Raw genomic sequence first — 17,598 nt, forward strand, 5'->3', positions numbered from 1 at the left:
CTAACTAGCAATAGAGAAACGAATCGGAGAAGCTCGAAAATCATTCATCAATTCAATCAACTTAAGGAAACAGCGTTTCATCCCAGGAATATTGAATACATCTAACCAAGGTAAGAGCAAATGGTAAAAGATATAAGGTTGAATAATGAGCCTCAAGTTATTAAGAGAACTTTTCCATGTAATGCCAGGTTCCCACTGGCGATGTTGACTAAACTGACTAATTGATGAATCTCTAAGTGAAGAGTAATCAGAGCTAGGATTTGAAAGATTTTGGTTGGCAAATTTCTCAGCCTCTACCTGGAAATAAGTCGCCTGAATGCTTACTAGAAGATAGGCACTAAAAATTATCTCCCACCAGCGTTCAATGCTTTCATAGTCTGTCAGGCGAAAATCAGCCCAACCGAGTTCATTTTTGACTTGTTTAAAGCCATATTCAATCCAGTTTCTTAAACTATAAAGTCGAGCAACGTTGAGTTGAAGGTCAACAGATAAATTAGTCATAACATACCAGCTTTCTTCTCCTGTAGGGTCAGGAACATTACTTTTACTGATTTGGTAATATCTCAAGCGACGGCGTTGACCAAAAATGATTTCTCGAAGATAACGAGTTTCTGTTTTACGGTGTGAAAGCTTTTGCTCATAAGCTTTCCAGGAGTTATAACGTTTCCGGCTTCCCGGCGGCATCAATACACCATGATTCGAGCGGATTGCCACAATAAATTCTAAATTTAGATTTTCTAATACCCGAATAACATCTCCACTCTCTCCATAAAGACTATCTGCCAATACCAACTTGATTTTTAAACCCATCTCTTTTATTTCTTGAATTATTTCCACTGCTATTTGTGGTTTAGTTTTATATTTATCTCCTGCTTGCAGTCTATTTCTAGGTTTAAATATTTGAAATATCAATGGATAAGTAATTCCATCTACTACCCCATAGGCATTTACTGATACTATGCCATTTTCTGTTTTTCCTAAATTCCCAATATATTGACGAGTCACATAATCTGTAGATTTTCCTTTCTTCTGATCTCCTGTTTCATCAATGCATAAAATTATTTCTCGTTCCCCAATAAACATTTTTGTTAACCACAGCCTAATTTCTCTGATTTTTTTGACATCCCACAGCGCATCTCTTAAAAAATGATGTAGTGTTTGGCTATCTTTTAGCCCCGCCGTTTTAGCTATTTCTGGCAGAGATTTTCTCTTAATTTCTGAAAGCATTCCCAAATGTAAAAATTTGAATGCTTCAAAATGTCTCACATCTTCAAACACTGAACAATAGTGTTGACAATAGTTATCTATGAAGGCCACTGTGCTTACTGCTTGTCTGCGCTGCGTAACCATCCCTATTACTTACTGTTTCTGGTTTTCTTCCTGATTATACTTTCCCCGTAGTAACAAAAGAGGGATCAAAGTGGAACCTGTTGCGGCTAAATCCCCAAGTCCAACTCTACAAAATAAACCCAAACCAACGCCATCTCGACCTCAAGAGACTTTTTCACCGCGCACAACTCCTACATCGCGCATAACACCAATAACTCCTGTAAGAATTTCTCAACCTGCGCCCCCACTAGTGCGGTATATTTCTCCCAATCCTGTCAGTTATCAAGCTTCATCACCAATACGACAGCGTGAAAGGAATGTCGATCCTTTCCAGCAGTGGAGCCAACTAGCTAGTCTGGGACAGTCGCAAATCGGTAACTCTAAAGTAGCTGAAACTCAGTCAGAAGTTGCTGTTAACACTCAAACTCCAACAGGCTTGAAACCAACAGCTAGGACATCCATTTCCACTCCTGAAGACCCTGGTATTCAAACAGTTTTAATTGGCTCCAAAAGCACTGACAGTAAAACTGATAACTTGACTCCAGGAATGGTAGGTATCCTCAATCGCACCCCTGTAGCTACAACCAATCTCAATGTCAATGAAACTAAAGAGGTAGCGCTGGGTACATCTGCCCCAGGTAGAATTATCATGCCGATGATTTGGGATCAGGGAGGGAATAATAAGAGCGATCGCTTTGCTATCGAATTAACTACTATTAGCAAACATCGCTCTAAATGGGATTGAAAATATACATCAATACCACGGAATAAAAGGAAGAAGGATAACCCCCAACACACCAGGAAAAGACATAAAAAACGCAAGCGTTAGATATGCCGACGATATGGTGTTTTTCCTCCGACCCGAAGACGATGAAAAAGCAATACTTGACAAAATAAACCAGTTCCTAGCAAGCAGAGGATTAAGAATAAGCGAGAAGAAAACAAGGATAACCGCCGCGACAGATGGGTTTGATTTCCTTGGCTGGAACTTTAAAGTTCAGAACAACGGAAAATTCAAAAGTACTCCCTCAATGGAAAACTTTAAGAAATTCCGTAGGAAAGTAAAAACCATCGTTAACAACTCGAATTATGGTGCAAAAGTGAAAGCTGAAAAGCTAGCACCTATAGTTAGAGGATGGAGACAATACCATAAGTTCTGCAAGATGAAAGGGTCAAGGTTCTCACTTTGGCACATCGACAACAGAGCTTTTAAGGTATTTAACAAGGAAGCTAAACAGGATAAGTACACAACTGAAAAGCTAATAAAAAAAGCGTTTCCTGCGGTTCCTTACTCCGAATCTGCTCACATCAAAGTTACAGGGAACAAATCACCTTTTGACGGCGATTTAATTTATTGGAGCGAACGCAATAGTAAATTATACGATGGCAAAACCTCAAAACTATTACAAAAGCAAGGCCATACGTGCGGATGCTGCAGTCTAAAGATGCTATCTGAAGAGAAGGCACACTTACACCACATAGACGGTAATCATGGCAACTGGAAGGATAAAAACCTAACAGTCGTACACGAAAGCTGTCACGATTACATCCACATGAGCAAAAAGGAAGCAAAATCTACATACCATCTTGAGAGCGAAAACCCTTACTAACAGATTGGGACAGGAAGTAGAAAGAAGCTAACCTTTAAGAATATCTGGGAGCCGAATGAGGCGAAAGTCTTACGTTCGGTTCTGTAGGAGAGGTGCGAGGGATAATACCCTCCATCGACTCTAACTCTTCACTTGCGACTTGTGACTTGCGACTTGCGACTTTGTTAACTCGTTCTTTGGCACAAGAATTGCCAATTGGTATGGCAGCTATACCCCTCAATCCAGGTATTATTCATACAGATATGCTTTCTATTAGCTTTGGAGAAGAAGCTGCTAATTATCCCTATTATGTCACTTTTGGAAAACAATAATCAAAGCGAAATTCTCAACCTTTGATTGAATCAGGCTTTGAGCTTTTATTTATTAACAGAAACTAGAATTTATAGGCAAAACCCAGAAATTGAAGCTCCAGAAGGCTTACAACGATTGGCTTCTACCAAAGTGACACAAGAGGGTTATACACCAGTGTCCGATTGGGTATTGAAAGCTGTTCCGTTTATTCTCAATTTAAAACCCAAAGATAATGGGATTCCTTTGACCATTTCATAAAATTGGTCATGCGTGAATTGCTTTGACTGTCCCTGAGCGCTTGCAGAAGAGGGACGGGGAATTTCGCCGAATTTGTTAAAAAAGTAGGAACTAATTTGAAATATTAATAACTTTTGGCTCAATTACTGTACCATCCAGAAGCAAAACGATCTCACTGCGATCTAAATAATAAATATGCTTATCAATTTCTGGGGCAAACACAATATACCAATACCATAAAAATGGCTTTGGATGAGGTTGCAGAGATTGAATTGAGGCAGCTATACATACATAAGAGTTGAATTTAGGTCGCTTTCGATAAGCTTCAGCCCGAACAATTTCAATAGCCTCGCCCATTGATAAAGGCACTGCTGACAATTCAGGATTCCAGGTGGAAACTTTTTTAAAAAGTGAGAGGGACACCTCGAAGTAAAGCTTCTTTTCTTCTGTACTGCAAATTAGCAGAGTAATTATTATATCTTCAAGTATCAAAGCAATTTTAGATTATCCTAGTTCAGGAAAGAATTAATAACAAATAAGCTTATTTGTCAATATTTTGCTAATTAATGATCGTATCTCTAAACCTACTTGTCAATAGCATTTGAGATGCACTTACACTGAGAAATTAACGTTTATGTTTTGGTTAACATAGAAATTACCCTTTCTTTGAGAATAAAGTATCCAAATCGATGGGAAATACGAGTCCCTTGCTGAAGAATTTGTCTTTTTCGGGTAGATGCCCTAGCATAATCTAGTTGCACAGATGCAAGTAAGTAAGTCGTGGAGAAAATTTATAAGTATGTAACGAAAAATTAAGCAGAAGAATAAGAGTTAAATTTTACACGTTGTGTACTGTAGTTTCCCTTTTCTCCTCTATTTTGAACTCCATCAATGACAGCATAGGCAAGGTCTAATTCATCCTCAAAAGTTTGAGAAGCTAGTTCATTTTTTTTCAGGTGTTGCCACTCCAATTCAATTGGATTCATCTCTGAGCAGTATTTAGGTAAAAAGAAGATGTACAAACCCATCTCTTCCCACTTTGTCCATAATTGCTGAACTTCTTTGCACCGATGTATCGGGCCGTTGTCCTCAACGATGACTCTGATACGACCTGCTTTTTGGGCTTCAAGTGCTTCAAGCTCCATCATTTGGATATAAGATTTGCGTGAAACACCGCCAATCACCAACCCGTACACAAAACTAATTAGAGGTTGAAGAAACCCAATAATACTTAACCTTCGTCCTCGGCGTTTACTCTGTTCTAAGCGTTTTTGTTGACCGAGAAAGTAGTAACTGTAACTCGGTTCGCTCCAAGCACAAAACCCTGATTCATCGACATACTTTAAATCAATTTCTCCAGCCGCCGCAGACAATTCCAGCATTTCTAAGTCAGCCTGTTTGATTTGCTGTACTACCGAGTCTTGTTTCCCCTTATGACAAATCCAAAGTTCGTTTCCAAATGATCCCCTTTTTTTAAGTACCTGCCTTAACCAGTCAGGACTTAATTTTACGGAGCGTTCTTGTTCTAATTTTTGAGCTAACTGAACACTGTTATATGAACCTATCCCACTAATATCAAGATTGTGGTAATATATTTTTGACTTGAGTTGGGTGTATCCGTTGATGGCTGGACGTTTTGAGGGTTTGAGCGACCTGGAATGGAAGTTATTTGAAGATATATTTCCTAAGCAGGCATCTAAGCGTGGTAAAGGAATGCCTCATGCACCATATCGTCATGTTTTAAATAGCCTGTTGTACATCCTGATTACTGGGTGTAGATGGTGTGACATACTGCGTGGGGACATCTGGGCATCGAAAAGCTCATCCCACCGATGGTTGAAAAAATGGCGTTGTGATGGAACATTTGAACATTTACAAGGACGTATTCTAGCGATGCCTGCGGCGGGCTACGCCTACGCAGATGAAAAAGGACTGATAAATTGGGAATTTGGCGCGGTTGACGGGTCTTTTTCCCCCTGGGAAAGGAGGGGGTGAAGAAGTTGCGTATGGTGGCAAAGGCAAAGGTATTCTGATTCACACTCTGACTGAAGGCAATGGAATGCCTTTAACTAATTCCACTACTCCAGCTAACGGTAATGAGAGAGAGCAGGTTTTACCTCTGCTTGATAAGGTAAAATTAAAAACTTTGAAGCGCGGTAGACCACGTAAACGATTCAAAGTGCTGGCTACTGATAAAGGCTACGACTCAAAGGAAAAACGTGCTGCTTTACGCAAGCGAGGTATTCGTCCTCAAATCCCAAAACGAGTTTGGAAAACCAAGAAAAACAGAGGAAGACCCATCAAAATCTCTGTTCCTAGATTTCAACAGGAGCGGTGTTTTGCTTGGTATCAACGCAAATACCGCCGTCTCGTTGTCAGATGGGAACGTCAAAAGCTTTACTTTGACGCATTCATTGACCTTGCTACTATCCACATCTGGATTAACAAAATATTATTAGTGGGATAGGTTCATGATTTTTTTAGGGTTGTTTTCAAAGTCGGGTAGCACTTGGAGGTACAGGGATCGGAATCCCAGTCGCTCAAACAACTTTTATTGTGTATGCAAGTAAGGTTCAGAAAGCCACCCCTGCTGCCCCCGACAATCAAACCCTCGCACAGACCGAACTCGACCACCACATCGCAACCCAAGCCCAAGCGATCGCTCCCGAACCACTGACAACCGGGTTGAGTCGATGGGGGATATTATTTCCCCGCACCTCTCAGTTAAATCTGGGCGTGCGACTTTCACCGCACCCAGCTTCCGATGTTCTCAGCTTGCGCTTTTGCTCATATGTTTGTAATCGTGGCAACTCTGATGAATTGCTTCCAGATTATTTTTCTTCCAGTTGGCATGATTTCCGTCGATGTGGTGCAGGTGAACCCGTTCTTCATCGATGAACTTTAAGCCGCAGGAGGCACATTTATGGTTTTGCTTCTTAAGGGCAATAGAGGTTTCGCCATCGTAGAGCTTACTTTTGCGTTCGCTCCAGTAGGCTATATTTCCGTCATAGGGGGATTTTCTTCCTTGCACTATGACGTGTTTATTTTCGGAGTAGGGAACTGCTGGGAATGCCTTTTTGACTAGTTCCTTGCTAGTGTGGCGTGTTTTCTTGGTTTCCTTGTTAAATACCGTATATGCTCTGTGACTTATGAACCAAAGTGAGAACTTTGAGCCGTCCATCTTGCAGAATTTATGGTAGTTTCTCCAACCTCTAACTAACGGAGCTAATTTCTCCGCCTTTGTGGTGGCACCATAATTCGAATTCTGGTAGTCCCGTCCTTCTTAGGGATGGGGATTTCTCGTAGTCCTTGATGCTTCCAATTTCCACTATTCATTTTCAGTAGTTCTTCAAGGTTGAAGCGTTCCTGGAATGAGAGGGATTTCTTACCATCAATACCAGCCGTCTTTTTACCAGCATTTAGCTGAGATACAAGTCTAATTGCAAGAAATCGAGCCGAGGTGGATTTTAGAATAAGCTTTTGGAGTGACCTAGCTTTCCGCTTGTCTCCAACTTGAACAGCTTTGTACACTCGCTTTTGGAGGCGGAATAGGTTACGGCGGAATTTCTTCCAAGGTAACGCTACCCATGATTCACTAGTTTTGTAACTGTGCCTAATCATACTCTTCTCTAGTTTGTGTATTCTGAACACCTCAGACCAATTACGGTCTGTCCTACCCGAATTGTGGGGATTCCTCCGCTCGTCTGGGCTACTTGGGGTTCGACTGTCCCTTGACCCACAACTCGTTTTTCTTCGTTCCCTCGGAGAGATTGATTGTTCCGTTAGATGTAGCCATTTCGACTACTGGATTCCCTAGACTCTTGCCGCTATTGAAGAAGAATTCGGCGGGAATAATCTCCAGTGGGGTTAGGGTTTTTATGTTGCGCCCTGCCCGGCGAATAAGTCGCTTTTCTAGGCTCTGTTTCATCGTAGGAACTCCCTATTAGCGCCAGTGTCAACCCGCAACGGTCGTCTGATTACGCCCTGTTCCCAGCTTCACTCTACAAGAACCGAGCTTCTTCGGTGTGGGCAGATAAGGAGTCAATTCTGAGTCTGAATGGCAAGACTTACACTTGCATCAAACCGAGAGTTCAGCCTTTAGTGACAGTAATCTGCTGTCGGGCTGGATTAGTTATTTACGGGCTGATTACCGTGATTCACTAATCAACGAATCGCACTCCTTCCTTACCACTGCTGTCTATTCTCTCTTATTTCCCGACAAGTCTAATACATTAGCCCTTTCAAGGTGTTGTGTGATGAACTAATTTGTAGTTTGGTAAAAAGAGGTGCAAATTTGTTGGGTGGAGAAAAAAATGTTGCTAGGGCAGGTGTTTGAGCGTTTTGTAAAAGAGAGTCCAGTATCGGTGATGGTTCGTGGACTTTTAGAGAAAGCATTATGTGCTATTTGCTGAATATTTTGTGGCAGTAAACTAATCACCCACAACAACAATGATGCAAAGCATCTGCTCACATCCAGTGTTCTCCGTTTATCCCCTTTTTTGGCTTTTTCCTCCTGATACCATTCTTTTAGTCTTTGCCTGACTGTGTTTGGTTTTTCATTATTCACTGCTCCAATGAACTCAGATACCTGGGTTAGACTACTTGATTTTGTCACTACCATACCAAAGCTCCATGTTGCCAAACCTATGGCCTGTGGTATTGACAAGTTAGGCATCCGCTCGGAAACTATGCATGACCACTGTTTGAGATGTTTGTTGTTCAGCATTTTGAGAATACATCCCTAGTTTCTAGTTTCATTCTCTCCCTTTCAGCAGTGAATACTCATACCCACGTAAAAAACCTACACCTGTCAGGAAGGTGGGGTCCCCTCTGGGGATAAGGGGCGGGGGGAAAGGTTTCAAATCCCTTACCCCTTTCCCTTTCCCCTTTCCCCAGTACTCACAAGCGCATTTTTGGGTTGGCAGACTACTAGTCAGAGAGGTTGCTGGTCAAATGGAAGCTACGATTCGACACCTCAATGCTACAACGCCTGATTTGCTACCAGGTTATCGAGTAAAAATTATTGATGGGAATGCGATCGCTAGCAGCGAACACCGTCTGAAAGTGCTACGTGATATTAGTCAACTGTTAAAGGCACGCCGCGTCAAGGTCTGCTTGAAGCAACCTAATCGTCATGGGGCTTACAGAGGGATGATGATTGCCATTCCCCCTGATGAGTGGTGTGTTTTTCAAAACATGACCTTCACAGAATGATCACAAACTCTCAAACATCTGGCAGGTCTTGTCAAATTGAGAAATTTTCGCCGTCATCCGCGAGTTCCAAAGATTGCTCAACCAAAACGAACTTACTTCAAGAACAAGCCCCATGTCTCAACTGCTAAGATTCTAAACCAGAAAAAGCTGCAAAATAACACACCTTGAAAGGGCTAAGATTACAACTTATGCATTGACAAATAAGACAATAAATGTAGTAGTGGTGACAACTAAAAAATAATCGGTGATGTCCACGTCGGACTAAGGGGACAAGCATTGTCATTTCAGATGTCAGTGCTTAGTTCTTAATGGGCACGTAGCCAGAAAATTGTAAATTTTTCACTCTCCTCGTAGCTTAAGTGCCTTAACTGTAATTGATCGAAACAATTAATTGCTTAAGTGTCTTAAATGTCCTTGCATTTTCGCACTGATGCTGAGAATATTTAAAGGCACATATACAGTCAATAACAATACATTAGAAATTTTCTGAGGGATTTAATGGGTAAGTACTAATCGCATTGGTGCGTAAATCCTGAGTAAATTGATACTATGTATACAAGGAGACACCAAAATGGATATTGATAACATAGCTCAAATTTCCAAACGAGATTTGGAAATTATTCAATTACATCAGTTTCAACAACCCATCTACTGTTGTAATGTCACTGCCATTGCCTATGCCTTTACCGCATTGGGATATCTGACGACTGTTGATGAGATTTTTTATGTTACTCAACTGCCGATCTCATCGGTTTTAGATGATGGTATGACGTTAGCAGAAACCTATGATACCTGTCGAACTTATATTGAAAGAAAAGAAATACCTCTATCCATTCGGGTGGAGCATTTTGATAAACCGAGTATGACGCTCGAAGCATTCACACGTGAAGTTGAAGCTGCCGTTTGTGATGAGAATGATGTCCACATTCTTAACTTCAATACCCGTATTGCTCATGAAAATCCAAGCTTAGAAGGTGGTCACTTCTCCTTATTGGCAGACTATGAACCGGAAACTCAAGAAATCACCATTGCAGATACAAATCCCAAACGATATACCCGGTTTTGGAAATGCCCAATTGGGCGTATATATGCCGCTTGCGTGGATAAGGATTCCTCATCGAATCGCTCTCGTGGCATGATTGTGCTTCGTAGGAAGGAGAAAGTCAATCTAGCAGGTAATGGGGTGGTTCATCCAGCAGAAATCGCCTTGAACGCTCTCCATTCTGAATAAATTCCTTAAGGAGTACTACGGTATTTGCTCAGAATCTACCGATGGTTCATTGTTAAATAACAGCAAGCGTGCTGCAAGGATAGCAAATCCGACAGCCGCGATCGCTTTTAGAACGCGTGTAGGTAATAATTCGGCTACTGCACCCCCTGCTAACGATCCCAACAAGCTTGTCACCAGCAATGCGCCTGCTGCACCAAAAAATACTGCACGCGGAGAATTACAACGCCCTGAAAGTGCGATCGCCGCTAGCTGACTTTTGTCACCCAATTCTGATAAAAAAACTGTAATAAAGCTTAGTCCTAAAAGATGCCAATCCATATAATTAAGGGGAAAGGGGAATGGTGAGTGGGGAATGGGGAATGGGGAGTTTTTCTAATAACCAATGACAAATGACTAATGACCAACCAATACATCCCAAAACAGCATTAGAGAAATTACTAACAACATCACGCCTGCTGATTTTTCTACAGTTTTTGGGCTGAGTCGGCTGGCTATCCAACTACCTAAAAGTACGCCTAATAAGCTGGTGCTGATCAGCGCCGCCGCCGAACCGATAAATACCACCCACGGCGAATGAGATTCTGCACTCATTAACAGAGTGGATAGCTGAGTTTTATCTCCAATTTCTGCTAGAAAAATTGTGACAAAAGTTGTACCAAAAACTACCAGCGCTGATTGCTGCTTTTGAGAACTATCGGCAACGACAGGACCAACTGATGGAGCGATCGCAGGAGTTAAGTTAAAATCATTGCTGTCTTTTAGTTCTAGCTCAACCTCAGACTGAGTTATGCCAGAAATGCCCAAAGGTGCAGAGTCAAGTTTCACAGGTGGTAGTTTTGGTTGCTAGGGTGCTTTCATATTTCTATCATATTCTCAGATTGTTGTAATAAATTGCAACTTCAAAGATAGAAACAAAAAATTATGGCGTGTCTTTACTTCCTTGCATACTAAGCTGTTCAGCATTTAAATTGGGTATAATAAAAAACTGAATTCAGTCAAAAAATGGAATAATGCCAGCAAAAAATCATTTAACTTCTCAGCAGATAGAGAAACTACAAAAAGCTTTAAAACTGGAAGAAAATGGAGAAATAAGAGAAAGAATACTAATTCTCTTGTTGCTTAATGACGGGAAAACACAAGCTAACATAGCAGAATTTTTGGGTTGTTCTTTAAATAAAGTATCATATTGGTGTGTACATGGAGACCCAGAGAATCTAGAAAGCCTAAAAGATGAGAGGATGAAGGGAAACCATAAAAAAGCCACAGATAAGTATATAGAAATATTACTAGAAACTATAGATAAAGAACCAGAAGAATTAGGATACGAGTTTGGCAGATGGACAGCGCAGAGATTAGCAACATATTTAGAGCAACTCACAGGCATACAATTAAGTGGTTCTCAAGTAAGGAGGATATTAGAGAAAAAAAAGTACGTCTACCTCTGGACAAAATATAGCTTAGAGTCCAAGAGGAATCTAGAAAAAAGAAAAGCATTTAAACAGAAAATAGCAGAGTATTTAAGAATAGAGAAAGAGCATCCAGAACGATTACAGGTATGGTTTTGGGATGAGAGTGGCTTTAGTTTAAGGGTGATAAGAAGAAAATCATGGTGTAAAAAAGGTCACTCTAAAAACGTGAGAGGAGACAGAAGAAAAGGGAGAATTAATGTGATGGGAGGATTAAGGTATTCAGATAAGAAAAGATTTGTAGAATTTATTGATAAAGGGAATGCAGACAATTTTTACAAAGTCCTAAAAATCTTTTATGAAGAAATAGTTTTCGATTGGGTAGAAGCTGGTAATCAAGCTAAAGATTTTGCGGAGAAGGGAGCAAAAATAGTTATTATTCTTGATAATGCAAGTTTTCACAAAAAGCAAGAGTATATTAATAAAATTGAAACAGAAATGCCGAATATTCATTTAGAGTTTCTCCCGGAATATAGCCCAGATTATAACTTAATTGAATTGGTCTGGCACTCGACAAAAGAATATATTGCTAATCGGCTATTTCAATCAATTGAAGACCTAGAATATTTATTACATCAACTTTTAAATGAAGGAGAGTTAATTATTAAATGGGGACGAAAACTCAAAAATAAAGGCGATGCTGTTATCACAATTTAAATGCACAACAGCTTACTTACAGCCCAACAGCTTGATTAAAGCGTAGTATTTCCAGACTGCGATCGCCGTATACTCCTTCTATTTGCTGGCGACAGCAGTCAATAGCAAAATCGTTGACTTCTTCTGGTTCAACCCCATACATATCTTGAAACACTTCTGATTCCACACGGCAGAACCGAGGACGACTTGAGTAGATGCGACATTCTCGCGTGGTATGGTCGAAATTAACGCACCATCCCCCTTCGCCTACCATGCTGAGGTAGAGTTCTAGTTCTGATGGTGAGAGATACTCTTCTAAGTCTGGACGATCTGCTGGATCGAGATTACAGCAGGCTCCACATTGCTTTACACATTGCCAAGTTGACATTTTGTATTGGGGATTGGGGATTGGGGATTGGGGATTAGGGACTGGGAAGCAATACGGTTCAGTTAAGGTTTTTTGATGAAAATTCGAGATCGCAAAGACGCGATAAATCGCCATCAAAACGAAAGAGTGATTATTGTAGAGACGGCGATTCATCGCGTCTCTTGCCTTAACCGAACTAGTCCCCCAGTCCCCAATCCCCCTATTTTACGTTTTTATATCTTTTCTTATAATTTTGTTAAGTAAATTAAATCCAAGAACCCATAGCCAGATATGATCGATTGCGGGTTTTGTAATTAAGTTATTGAATTTTTTAAGGCAATTGACAGGAGAAAAGAAAAATGTTTGATGCTGTGTCTGACTTGTTTAACGCTTTTACCAGTATCAATTGGGAAGTTATCTTCCAATTGCTATCTGTGGCGCTAATTGTGATTGCTGGCCCAGCAGTGATCTTTGTGCTGGCATTTCGCAACGGCAACCTATAAGAGTGCTGAGTAGTGAGTGCTGAGTGCTGAGTTAGGAGTGAGGAGTTAAATTTTCTTCTCAACTCATACTCGTAACTCATAAATCAGCACTCGCAGTGTCACAGTCACAAGTGATAAGTTAATTAACAACTGCTAACTTCTAACTCTTAACTCCTAACTGATAACGCCTGAAGGGCAGCTTGGATAATATTGTCATACTGTGGTTGAGAAATATCAACTTCTTTGGCGTTTTGCCGATTAGTTCCTAGCAAACCAATTATATGTCCTGGCTGCATGGCTAATACTTTCCCTTCAGAATTTTTAATTCTTAATTCTGCTTCAATACCATTTTTATAGAAACCACAAGTATACTGTCGCTGGTTATATTCAAAGTTGGTGCTTGAGTGAATAGGTGGCGAAGCAAAAAATTGTTGAAGCTGAATTGGCAACCTGACACCGATTAATTCTAGTTCAATGGTTGTGTTGCCGTTAAAGTAATTTTCTCGCAGTTTGTAAGCGATATCCACTCGCGAAGGTAAGCGGAAATAGTCGCCCCAACGCCAGGCGATCGCTTTAATTTTATACTCCTGATTATCAATAGTTTGGGCAATTGTCAGTTTAATGTGACCCTTACCAACGATTTTTTGCTCAACCACTTGGACATTAGGTGTCCAGAAAACTGGATCGGGGTTGTCCATACCGCAGGGGTGTAGAGCATTCAGCTGTTGATAAAGCTGCTGATTGAGATGATTGAGGTTGACTTCAGCATCAATTTTGAGCAGAGGTTTGAGATGTTGGGGTTCAAGACACTGGTTAGCAAACTCAATCAAACGCGATCGCACCATCTGTAAATTTTCTGCTGGTAGAGAGAATCCTCCGGCTGCTTTGTGTCCGCCAAATTTGCCTAGTAAATCGTGACAATATTCCAAGGCTTCAAATACATGAAACTCTGGAATAGAGCGTGCAGAACCGCGTATATGTCCCTCATCTTCATAAGTCCCGATAAACACAGGAACACCGTAGCGTTCCACCAAGCGGGAGGCGACGATGCCAATAACGCCGTGATGCCAATTAGGTTGAACAACAATTAATACACGATCTTGCTGTAGAGATCTAACAAATTCTGTCTCCACATAAGCGATCGCTTCTTGTTCAATTTGCTGACACATCTCCTGACGAGAAGCGTTGACTTGTTCGCACTGCATTGCTCTTTCCAGCGCCACCCCCATATCATCTGTAGTCAGCAATTCAATCACAGTCTGGGGATTACCAATTCGACCAATAGCATTAATTCGCGGCCCCAGGCGAAACCCGATATCTTCAGGCTTTAACGATTTTGGATTTTGGATTTTGGATTTTGGATTAGAAAATTTCTCCTCTGCTCCCCTGCTCCCCTGCTCCCCTGCTCCCTCATCTCCCCTAGCTTGCACTCCGCCTACCTGAATCAACGCCTGTATCCCAGCTAAGTGGGATTTGGGTAAATGTTGTAAACCGCGTTTCACCCAACGACGATTCACGCCAGTTAAGGGGGCTAAATCTGCGATCGTTCCCAGCGTAAATAATGCTAGCATCGGTTGGATTAAGCCCTTAGTCTGCCCTAGCTGTTGTGCTAGAGAAACTGCCAAAATGTAAGCAACACCAACACCAGCAACACCCCGATAAGGTGAGGATTCAGCTATTAGTTTGGGGTTGAGGATAGCATTAGCTGGCGGTAATTTTTGGGGGATATCATGATGATCGGTGATAATCACTGCAAGACCAAGCTCTCTAGCTCTCGCAACTGGTTCAAACGCAGAGATCCCATTATCTACAGTTAGAATTAATCCCACACCTTCACTGTGAAATTCTTCAACTATGCGTTTATTAATACCGTAACCTTCGTGCATCCGGCTGGGGATAGCATAATCTACTTGTGCGCCTAAAGTGCGGAGACTACGCAAAAGTAGAGCAGTGCTGGTCATCCCATCAGCATCGTAATCACCACAAATAGCAATTTTTGTTTGAGAAGCGATCGCATTTTCCAACAACTCCAAACTAATCGCCAAATCTGGAAAATCTTCTAACGGCGAAGGCAAAACTAAAGACTCTGGCTCTAAAAATGCTTGTACCTGTTCTGGTGTTTCCATACCCCGATTAATCAACAGCTGGCTGATAATCGGTGAAATATTTGTCAAAGCTGCCAGATTTTGGGCAAATTCTGGTTTTTGCGGATAAATCTGCCAGCGCTGATCGGGTAAGCGCCTACGAGGCTTTGATAGTTCAGATACAGGTCGGTCTAGCACAATACAAGTTAGGAGTTTTCAGTTATGAGTGTTGAATTGAAAGTTGTTTCTTGACTCATAACTAATAACATTATTTGCTACCTATAACACGTTTATCCTACCATCATCCATAATATACAGTGAGCGATCGCCTGGAGAGCGCCAAGTTGGACGGAGTTCTAGCCGCAACGTGCCAAAGTTAGGTTTGGAGACAATTGCTTGTAGTGATAAACCCTTTTCGCTCCAAAATATCAGAGATGTATTTGGCTCAGTACCCTCTATTTGTTCTAAATTTAATTTCTGCCCTGGACTCAAGGATATTGCATCAGTCCGAGAGGGTTTTTGGATTTTAATCAGGTTAGGTGTACTATTTATAACTTCAACCCGGATATATTGCCCAGGTGTAAACTGAATTGGGTGCGACCCACACTTAGAGGCACAAGTTCGAGCTAAAGTAGCACTGGGATTATTGATTGCTGCTACTAGAATGGTAGCTGTAACTAAAGCCAAGGACGAAATCTTAAACATAATACACAGTATAAGTACCAATCTTAAATATTACTTCAATTTCTGACTATTAAGCCTCAGCATATTTTCCAGAATTAAGCTAATGCAAAGCAACACCAGCCCATCACAAAGTTGGACTGGTGTAAGCCATAATCAAGACAGAATTAGGAACCAGAAACACAGAAGTGAATCATGCACATCCTATCCCTTCATTATCCCGATGACTTACTTATTACCTCCGGTAAATCACCCCAGGCGTTAGAAGCAGAACTCACATTTTTGCTCGCAGTCAAACTATTTGAGCTACGCCGACTATCGCTTGGTAAAGCCGCCACCTTTTGCAGCATGAACAAACCGCAGTTCATGTACGAACTAGGACGTTTGCAAATCCCTGTTATCAACTTAGATGATGACCAAATCGCCGAAGAATTGCGCGATGATTAACTCTGTCATCGTTGCCGATAGCAACCCCCTCATTTCCTTGGCAATTATCGCGCAACTGGAACTTTTACCCCAACTTTATCAGCGAATATTACTTCCCACAGCCGTATAGGATGAAGTAACAATCCAAGGTGTAGGTTTACCTGGCGCACAAGCCGTCAGTCAGTTAACTTAGTTGGAAATTCAAGCCCCTGAAGCCCTGATATTAGAACCATTATCAATCCTAGTTGATCGTGGAGAAGCTGAAGCTATTGCCTTGGCTCAGTCCACTCCAGATAGTACGGTACTTTTGGATGATGCTCAAGCACGAAGGGTTGCAGAACGCTTAGGAATTCGCCGGATAGGTACTGTTGGCATTTTGCGTAAGGCGAAAAAAGCAGGCTTGATTGTTGAGCTTAAAGTATATATTGAGCAGTTACGCACCAATGGAATTTATATCTGACCTAGCCTCATTGATGCAGTGCTACGTGATGTCGGAGAAATAGACTAATCGCGGGTTCAGATAAAACTCAAGCAAAATTTTTTGAGTGTTATGCAGCATAGGGTGACTCTTCTACGTATTATAGATTGAGTCTGTAGTGCGATCGCTATTTTAGTGAGTCTGGAATCACAAAACAAAACCCTGTACAAAGTTTTACCTTATTGTACAAGGTTGTCTATTATCCTAAATACTTAGGACAAGCTCTTTAACCGAAGCGTCCACTGATATAATCCTCAGCTTCTTTGGTTTGAGGAGAACTGAACATTTGAGCTGTAGGATTAAACTCGACTAATTTGCCCCGACGTTTGCCATACTCGTCAATTTCTGTATTGAAGAAAGCCGTGAAATCTGCGACTCTAGAAGCTTGCTGCATATTGTGTGTCACCATAATGATGGTATATTGCTCCTTGAGTTCTAAGCAGAGTTCTTCTACTTGGCGGCTAGAAATTGGGTCGAGAGCAGAACATGGTTCATCCATTAATAATACATCTGGCTTCATGGCGATCGCACGGGCAATGCAAAGTCGTTGCTGTTGTCCGCCAGATAATGCAGTTCCCTTCTCTTTGAGTTTGTCTTTCACTTCATCCCAGATAGCAGCGCGTCTAAGAGAATCTTCCACCAATTCATCGATGTTACCTTTGTAACCATTAGCACGGGGGCCAAAGGAAATATTTTCGTATATTGACTTGGGGAAAGGATTCGGCCTTTGAAAAACCATTCCGACTTGGCGGCGTAATTTTACAGAATTTATCTTAGGATCGTAAATGTTGCGATCGCGATAATTCAGTCTACCCTCAACCTTAGCACCAGGGATTAAATCATTCATCCGATTGAAGCAACGCAGTAAAGTACTTTTACCGCATCCTGAAGGCCCAATAAAAGCAATAATTTGTTTATCAGGAATCTTTAGATAAACATCTAAAAGTGCTAGAAATCCTCCATAGAATACCTTTACACCTTCAACATTAAAGACGCTACTACCTTGCTCTATTGTGGCACTATCTGATTGACTTCTACTATTGCTATAAGTCATGTGGCTGTTCTC

23 protein-coding genes and 2 pseudogenes are annotated in these 17,598 nt (G+C 41.2%); 12 read left to right on the plus strand and 13 right to left on the minus strand.

Going from position 1 to position 17,598, the window contains the following annotated elements:
• On the minus strand, positions 1-1,350 hold the full coding sequence (locus tag FD723_RS05695) for an IS701 family transposase (RefSeq protein ID WP_179064452.1): 1,350 nt from the start codon (positions 1,348-1,350) through the stop codon (positions 1-3).
• A 70-nt stretch (positions 1,351-1,420) separates the two neighbouring features.
• On the opposite strand from FD723_RS05695, the gene FD723_RS05700 reads away from it, so the two are divergent.
• From FD723_RS05700 to FD723_RS42525, 4 genes and pseudogenes are all read left to right on the plus strand, one after another.
• Positions 1,421-2,074 (plus strand): hypothetical protein, encoded by a 654-nt coding sequence (locus FD723_RS05700; RefSeq protein WP_179064453.1) that lies wholly within the window; start codon positions 1,421-1,423, stop codon positions 2,072-2,074.
• Positions 2,043-2,939 (plus strand): annotated as a pseudogene (locus FD723_RS05705) (reverse transcriptase domain-containing protein); the annotation flags it as partial. The gene FD723_RS05700 and the pseudogene FD723_RS05705, both read left to right, overlap by 32 nt.
• A gap of 146 nt (positions 2,940-3,085) precedes the next feature.
• The gene (locus tag FD723_RS05710) at positions 3,086-3,250 is read left to right on the plus strand and encodes a hypothetical protein (protein WP_256875083.1); all 165 of its coding nucleotides are present in this window, start codon (positions 3,086-3,088) and stop codon (positions 3,248-3,250) included.
• Positions 3,251-3,287: 37 nt separating this feature from the next.
• Positions 3,288-3,488 carry a hypothetical protein gene (locus FD723_RS42525; protein WP_256875084.1) on the plus strand — a complete coding sequence of 67 codons (201 nt, stop codon included), beginning with the start codon at positions 3,288-3,290 and terminating at the stop codon, positions 3,486-3,488.
• A gap of 90 nt (positions 3,489-3,578) precedes the next feature.
• On the opposite strand, the gene FD723_RS05720 is transcribed toward FD723_RS42525, so the two are convergent.
• Both FD723_RS05720 and FD723_RS05725 read right to left on the minus strand, forming a co-directional pair.
• Positions 3,579-3,890 (minus strand): hypothetical protein, encoded by a 312-nt coding sequence (locus tag FD723_RS05720; RefSeq protein WP_179064454.1) that lies wholly within the window; start codon positions 3,888-3,890, stop codon positions 3,579-3,581.
• A 389-nt stretch (positions 3,891-4,279) separates the two neighbouring features.
• Positions 4,280-5,182, minus strand: a complete 903-nt coding sequence (locus FD723_RS05725) for an IS630 family transposase (RefSeq protein WP_179069045.1) — start codon at positions 5,180-5,182, stop codon at positions 4,280-4,282.
• Between FD723_RS05725 and FD723_RS05730 the strand changes: the two genes are divergently transcribed.
• Complete coding sequence (locus FD723_RS05730) at positions 5,091-5,462, plus strand: transposase (protein ID WP_179064455.1); 372 nt, start codon at positions 5,091-5,093, stop codon at positions 5,460-5,462. The genes FD723_RS05725 and FD723_RS05730 overlap by 92 nt on opposite strands.
• Positions 5,425-5,934 carry a transposase gene (locus tag FD723_RS05735; RefSeq protein ID WP_218651796.1) on the plus strand — a complete coding sequence of 170 codons (510 nt, stop codon included), beginning with the start codon at positions 5,425-5,427 and terminating at the stop codon, positions 5,932-5,934. The genes FD723_RS05730 and FD723_RS05735 overlap by 38 nt, the downstream gene beginning before the upstream one ends.
• Positions 5,935-6,018: 84 nt before the next feature.
• On the opposite strand, the gene FD723_RS42530 is transcribed toward FD723_RS05735, so the two are convergent.
• The 4 genes and pseudogenes from FD723_RS42530 to FD723_RS05750 all read right to left on the minus strand — a co-directional run bounded on the left by FD723_RS42530 (position 6,019) and on the right by FD723_RS05750 (position 8,193).
• Positions 6,019-6,216 (minus strand): hypothetical protein, encoded by a 198-nt coding sequence (locus FD723_RS42530; RefSeq protein WP_256875085.1) that lies wholly within the window; start codon positions 6,214-6,216, stop codon positions 6,019-6,021.
• A 21-nt stretch (positions 6,217-6,237) separates the two neighbouring features.
• Positions 6,238-7,088: pseudogene (locus FD723_RS05740) on the minus strand (reverse transcriptase N-terminal domain-containing protein).
• An 88-nt stretch (positions 7,089-7,176) separates the two neighbouring features.
• Entirely contained in the window at positions 7,177-7,395 is a 219-nt protein-coding gene (locus tag FD723_RS05745) for a hypothetical protein (protein WP_179064456.1), read from the minus strand.
• Positions 7,396-7,728: 333 nt separating this feature from the next.
• Positions 7,729-8,193, minus strand: a complete 465-nt coding sequence (locus FD723_RS05750; protein ID WP_179064457.1) for a hypothetical protein — start codon at positions 8,191-8,193, stop codon at positions 7,729-7,731.
• A gap of 227 nt (positions 8,194-8,420) precedes the next feature.
• Between FD723_RS05750 and FD723_RS05755 the strand changes: the two genes are divergently transcribed.
• Positions 8,421-8,681 carry a hypothetical protein gene (locus tag FD723_RS05755; protein ID WP_179064458.1) on the plus strand — a complete coding sequence of 87 codons (261 nt, stop codon included), beginning with the start codon at positions 8,421-8,423 and terminating at the stop codon, positions 8,679-8,681.
• Positions 8,682-9,252: 571 nt separating this feature from the next.
• Positions 9,253-9,912: a phytochelatin synthase family protein gene (locus tag FD723_RS05760; RefSeq protein ID WP_179064459.1), complete on the plus strand. Its 660-nt coding sequence runs from the start codon at positions 9,253-9,255 to the stop codon at positions 9,910-9,912.
• Between the two features lie 15 nt (positions 9,913-9,927).
• Here the strand turns inward: FD723_RS05760 and FD723_RS05765 are convergent, their stop codons facing one another.
• Positions 9,928-10,230, minus strand: a complete 303-nt coding sequence (locus FD723_RS05765) for a TMEM165/GDT1 family protein (protein WP_179064460.1) — start codon at positions 10,228-10,230, stop codon at positions 9,928-9,930.
• A gap of 75 nt (positions 10,231-10,305) precedes the next feature.
• A complete protein-coding gene (locus tag FD723_RS05770; RefSeq protein ID WP_179064461.1) occupies positions 10,306-10,737 on the minus strand; it encodes a TMEM165/GDT1 family protein in 432 nt (143 codons plus the stop codon).
• 185 nt (positions 10,738-10,922) lie between these two features.
• Here FD723_RS05770 and FD723_RS05775 point away from each other — a divergent pair, with 185 nt between their 5' ends.
• Entirely contained in the window at positions 10,923-12,035 is a 1,113-nt protein-coding gene (locus tag FD723_RS05775; protein WP_179064039.1) for an IS630 family transposase, read from the plus strand.
• Between the two features lie 16 nt (positions 12,036-12,051).
• On the opposite strand, the gene FD723_RS05780 is transcribed toward FD723_RS05775, so the two are convergent.
• Entirely contained in the window at positions 12,052-12,402 is a 351-nt protein-coding gene (locus tag FD723_RS05780) for a YkgJ family cysteine cluster protein (protein WP_179069046.1), read from the minus strand.
• A gap of 338 nt (positions 12,403-12,740) precedes the next feature.
• On the opposite strand from FD723_RS05780, the gene psb30 reads away from it, so the two are divergent.
• Positions 12,741-12,884, plus strand: coding sequence for a photosystem II reaction center protein Ycf12/Psb30 (gene psb30, locus FD723_RS05785; RefSeq protein WP_069068686.1), 144 nt, complete (start codon positions 12,741-12,743; stop codon positions 12,882-12,884).
• A 146-nt stretch (positions 12,885-13,030) separates the two neighbouring features.
• Here psb30 and FD723_RS05790 read toward each other — a convergent pair whose 3' ends face one another.
• Positions 13,031-15,145 (minus strand): DHH family phosphoesterase, encoded by a 2,115-nt coding sequence (locus FD723_RS05790; RefSeq protein ID WP_179064462.1) that lies wholly within the window; start codon positions 15,143-15,145, stop codon positions 13,031-13,033.
• An 81-nt stretch (positions 15,146-15,226) separates the two neighbouring features.
• Entirely contained in the window at positions 15,227-15,652 is a 426-nt protein-coding gene (locus FD723_RS05795; RefSeq protein WP_179064463.1) for a hypothetical protein, read from the minus strand.
• Positions 15,653-15,823: 171 nt separating this feature from the next.
• Here FD723_RS05795 and FD723_RS05800 point away from each other — a divergent pair, with 171 nt between their 5' ends.
• Positions 15,824-16,075 (plus strand): UPF0175 family protein, encoded by a 252-nt coding sequence (locus FD723_RS05800; protein ID WP_179064464.1) that lies wholly within the window; start codon positions 15,824-15,826, stop codon positions 16,073-16,075.
• Positions 16,076-16,247: 172 nt separating this feature from the next.
• A complete protein-coding gene (locus tag FD723_RS42535) occupies positions 16,248-16,514 on the plus strand; it encodes a DUF3368 domain-containing protein (RefSeq protein ID WP_256875086.1) in 267 nt (88 codons plus the stop codon).
• 244 nt (positions 16,515-16,758) lie between these two features.
• On the opposite strand, the gene pstB is transcribed toward FD723_RS42535, so the two are convergent.
• Entirely contained in the window at positions 16,759-17,586 is an 828-nt protein-coding gene (gene pstB, locus FD723_RS05810; protein WP_179064465.1) for a phosphate ABC transporter ATP-binding protein PstB, read from the minus strand.
• Between the last annotated feature and the right edge of the window lie 12 nt (positions 17,587-17,598).

Source organism: Nostoc sp. C052, from assembly GCF_013393905.1.
In the GTDB taxonomy this organism is placed as follows: Bacteria; Cyanobacteriota; Cyanobacteriia; order Cyanobacteriales; family Nostocaceae; genus Nostoc.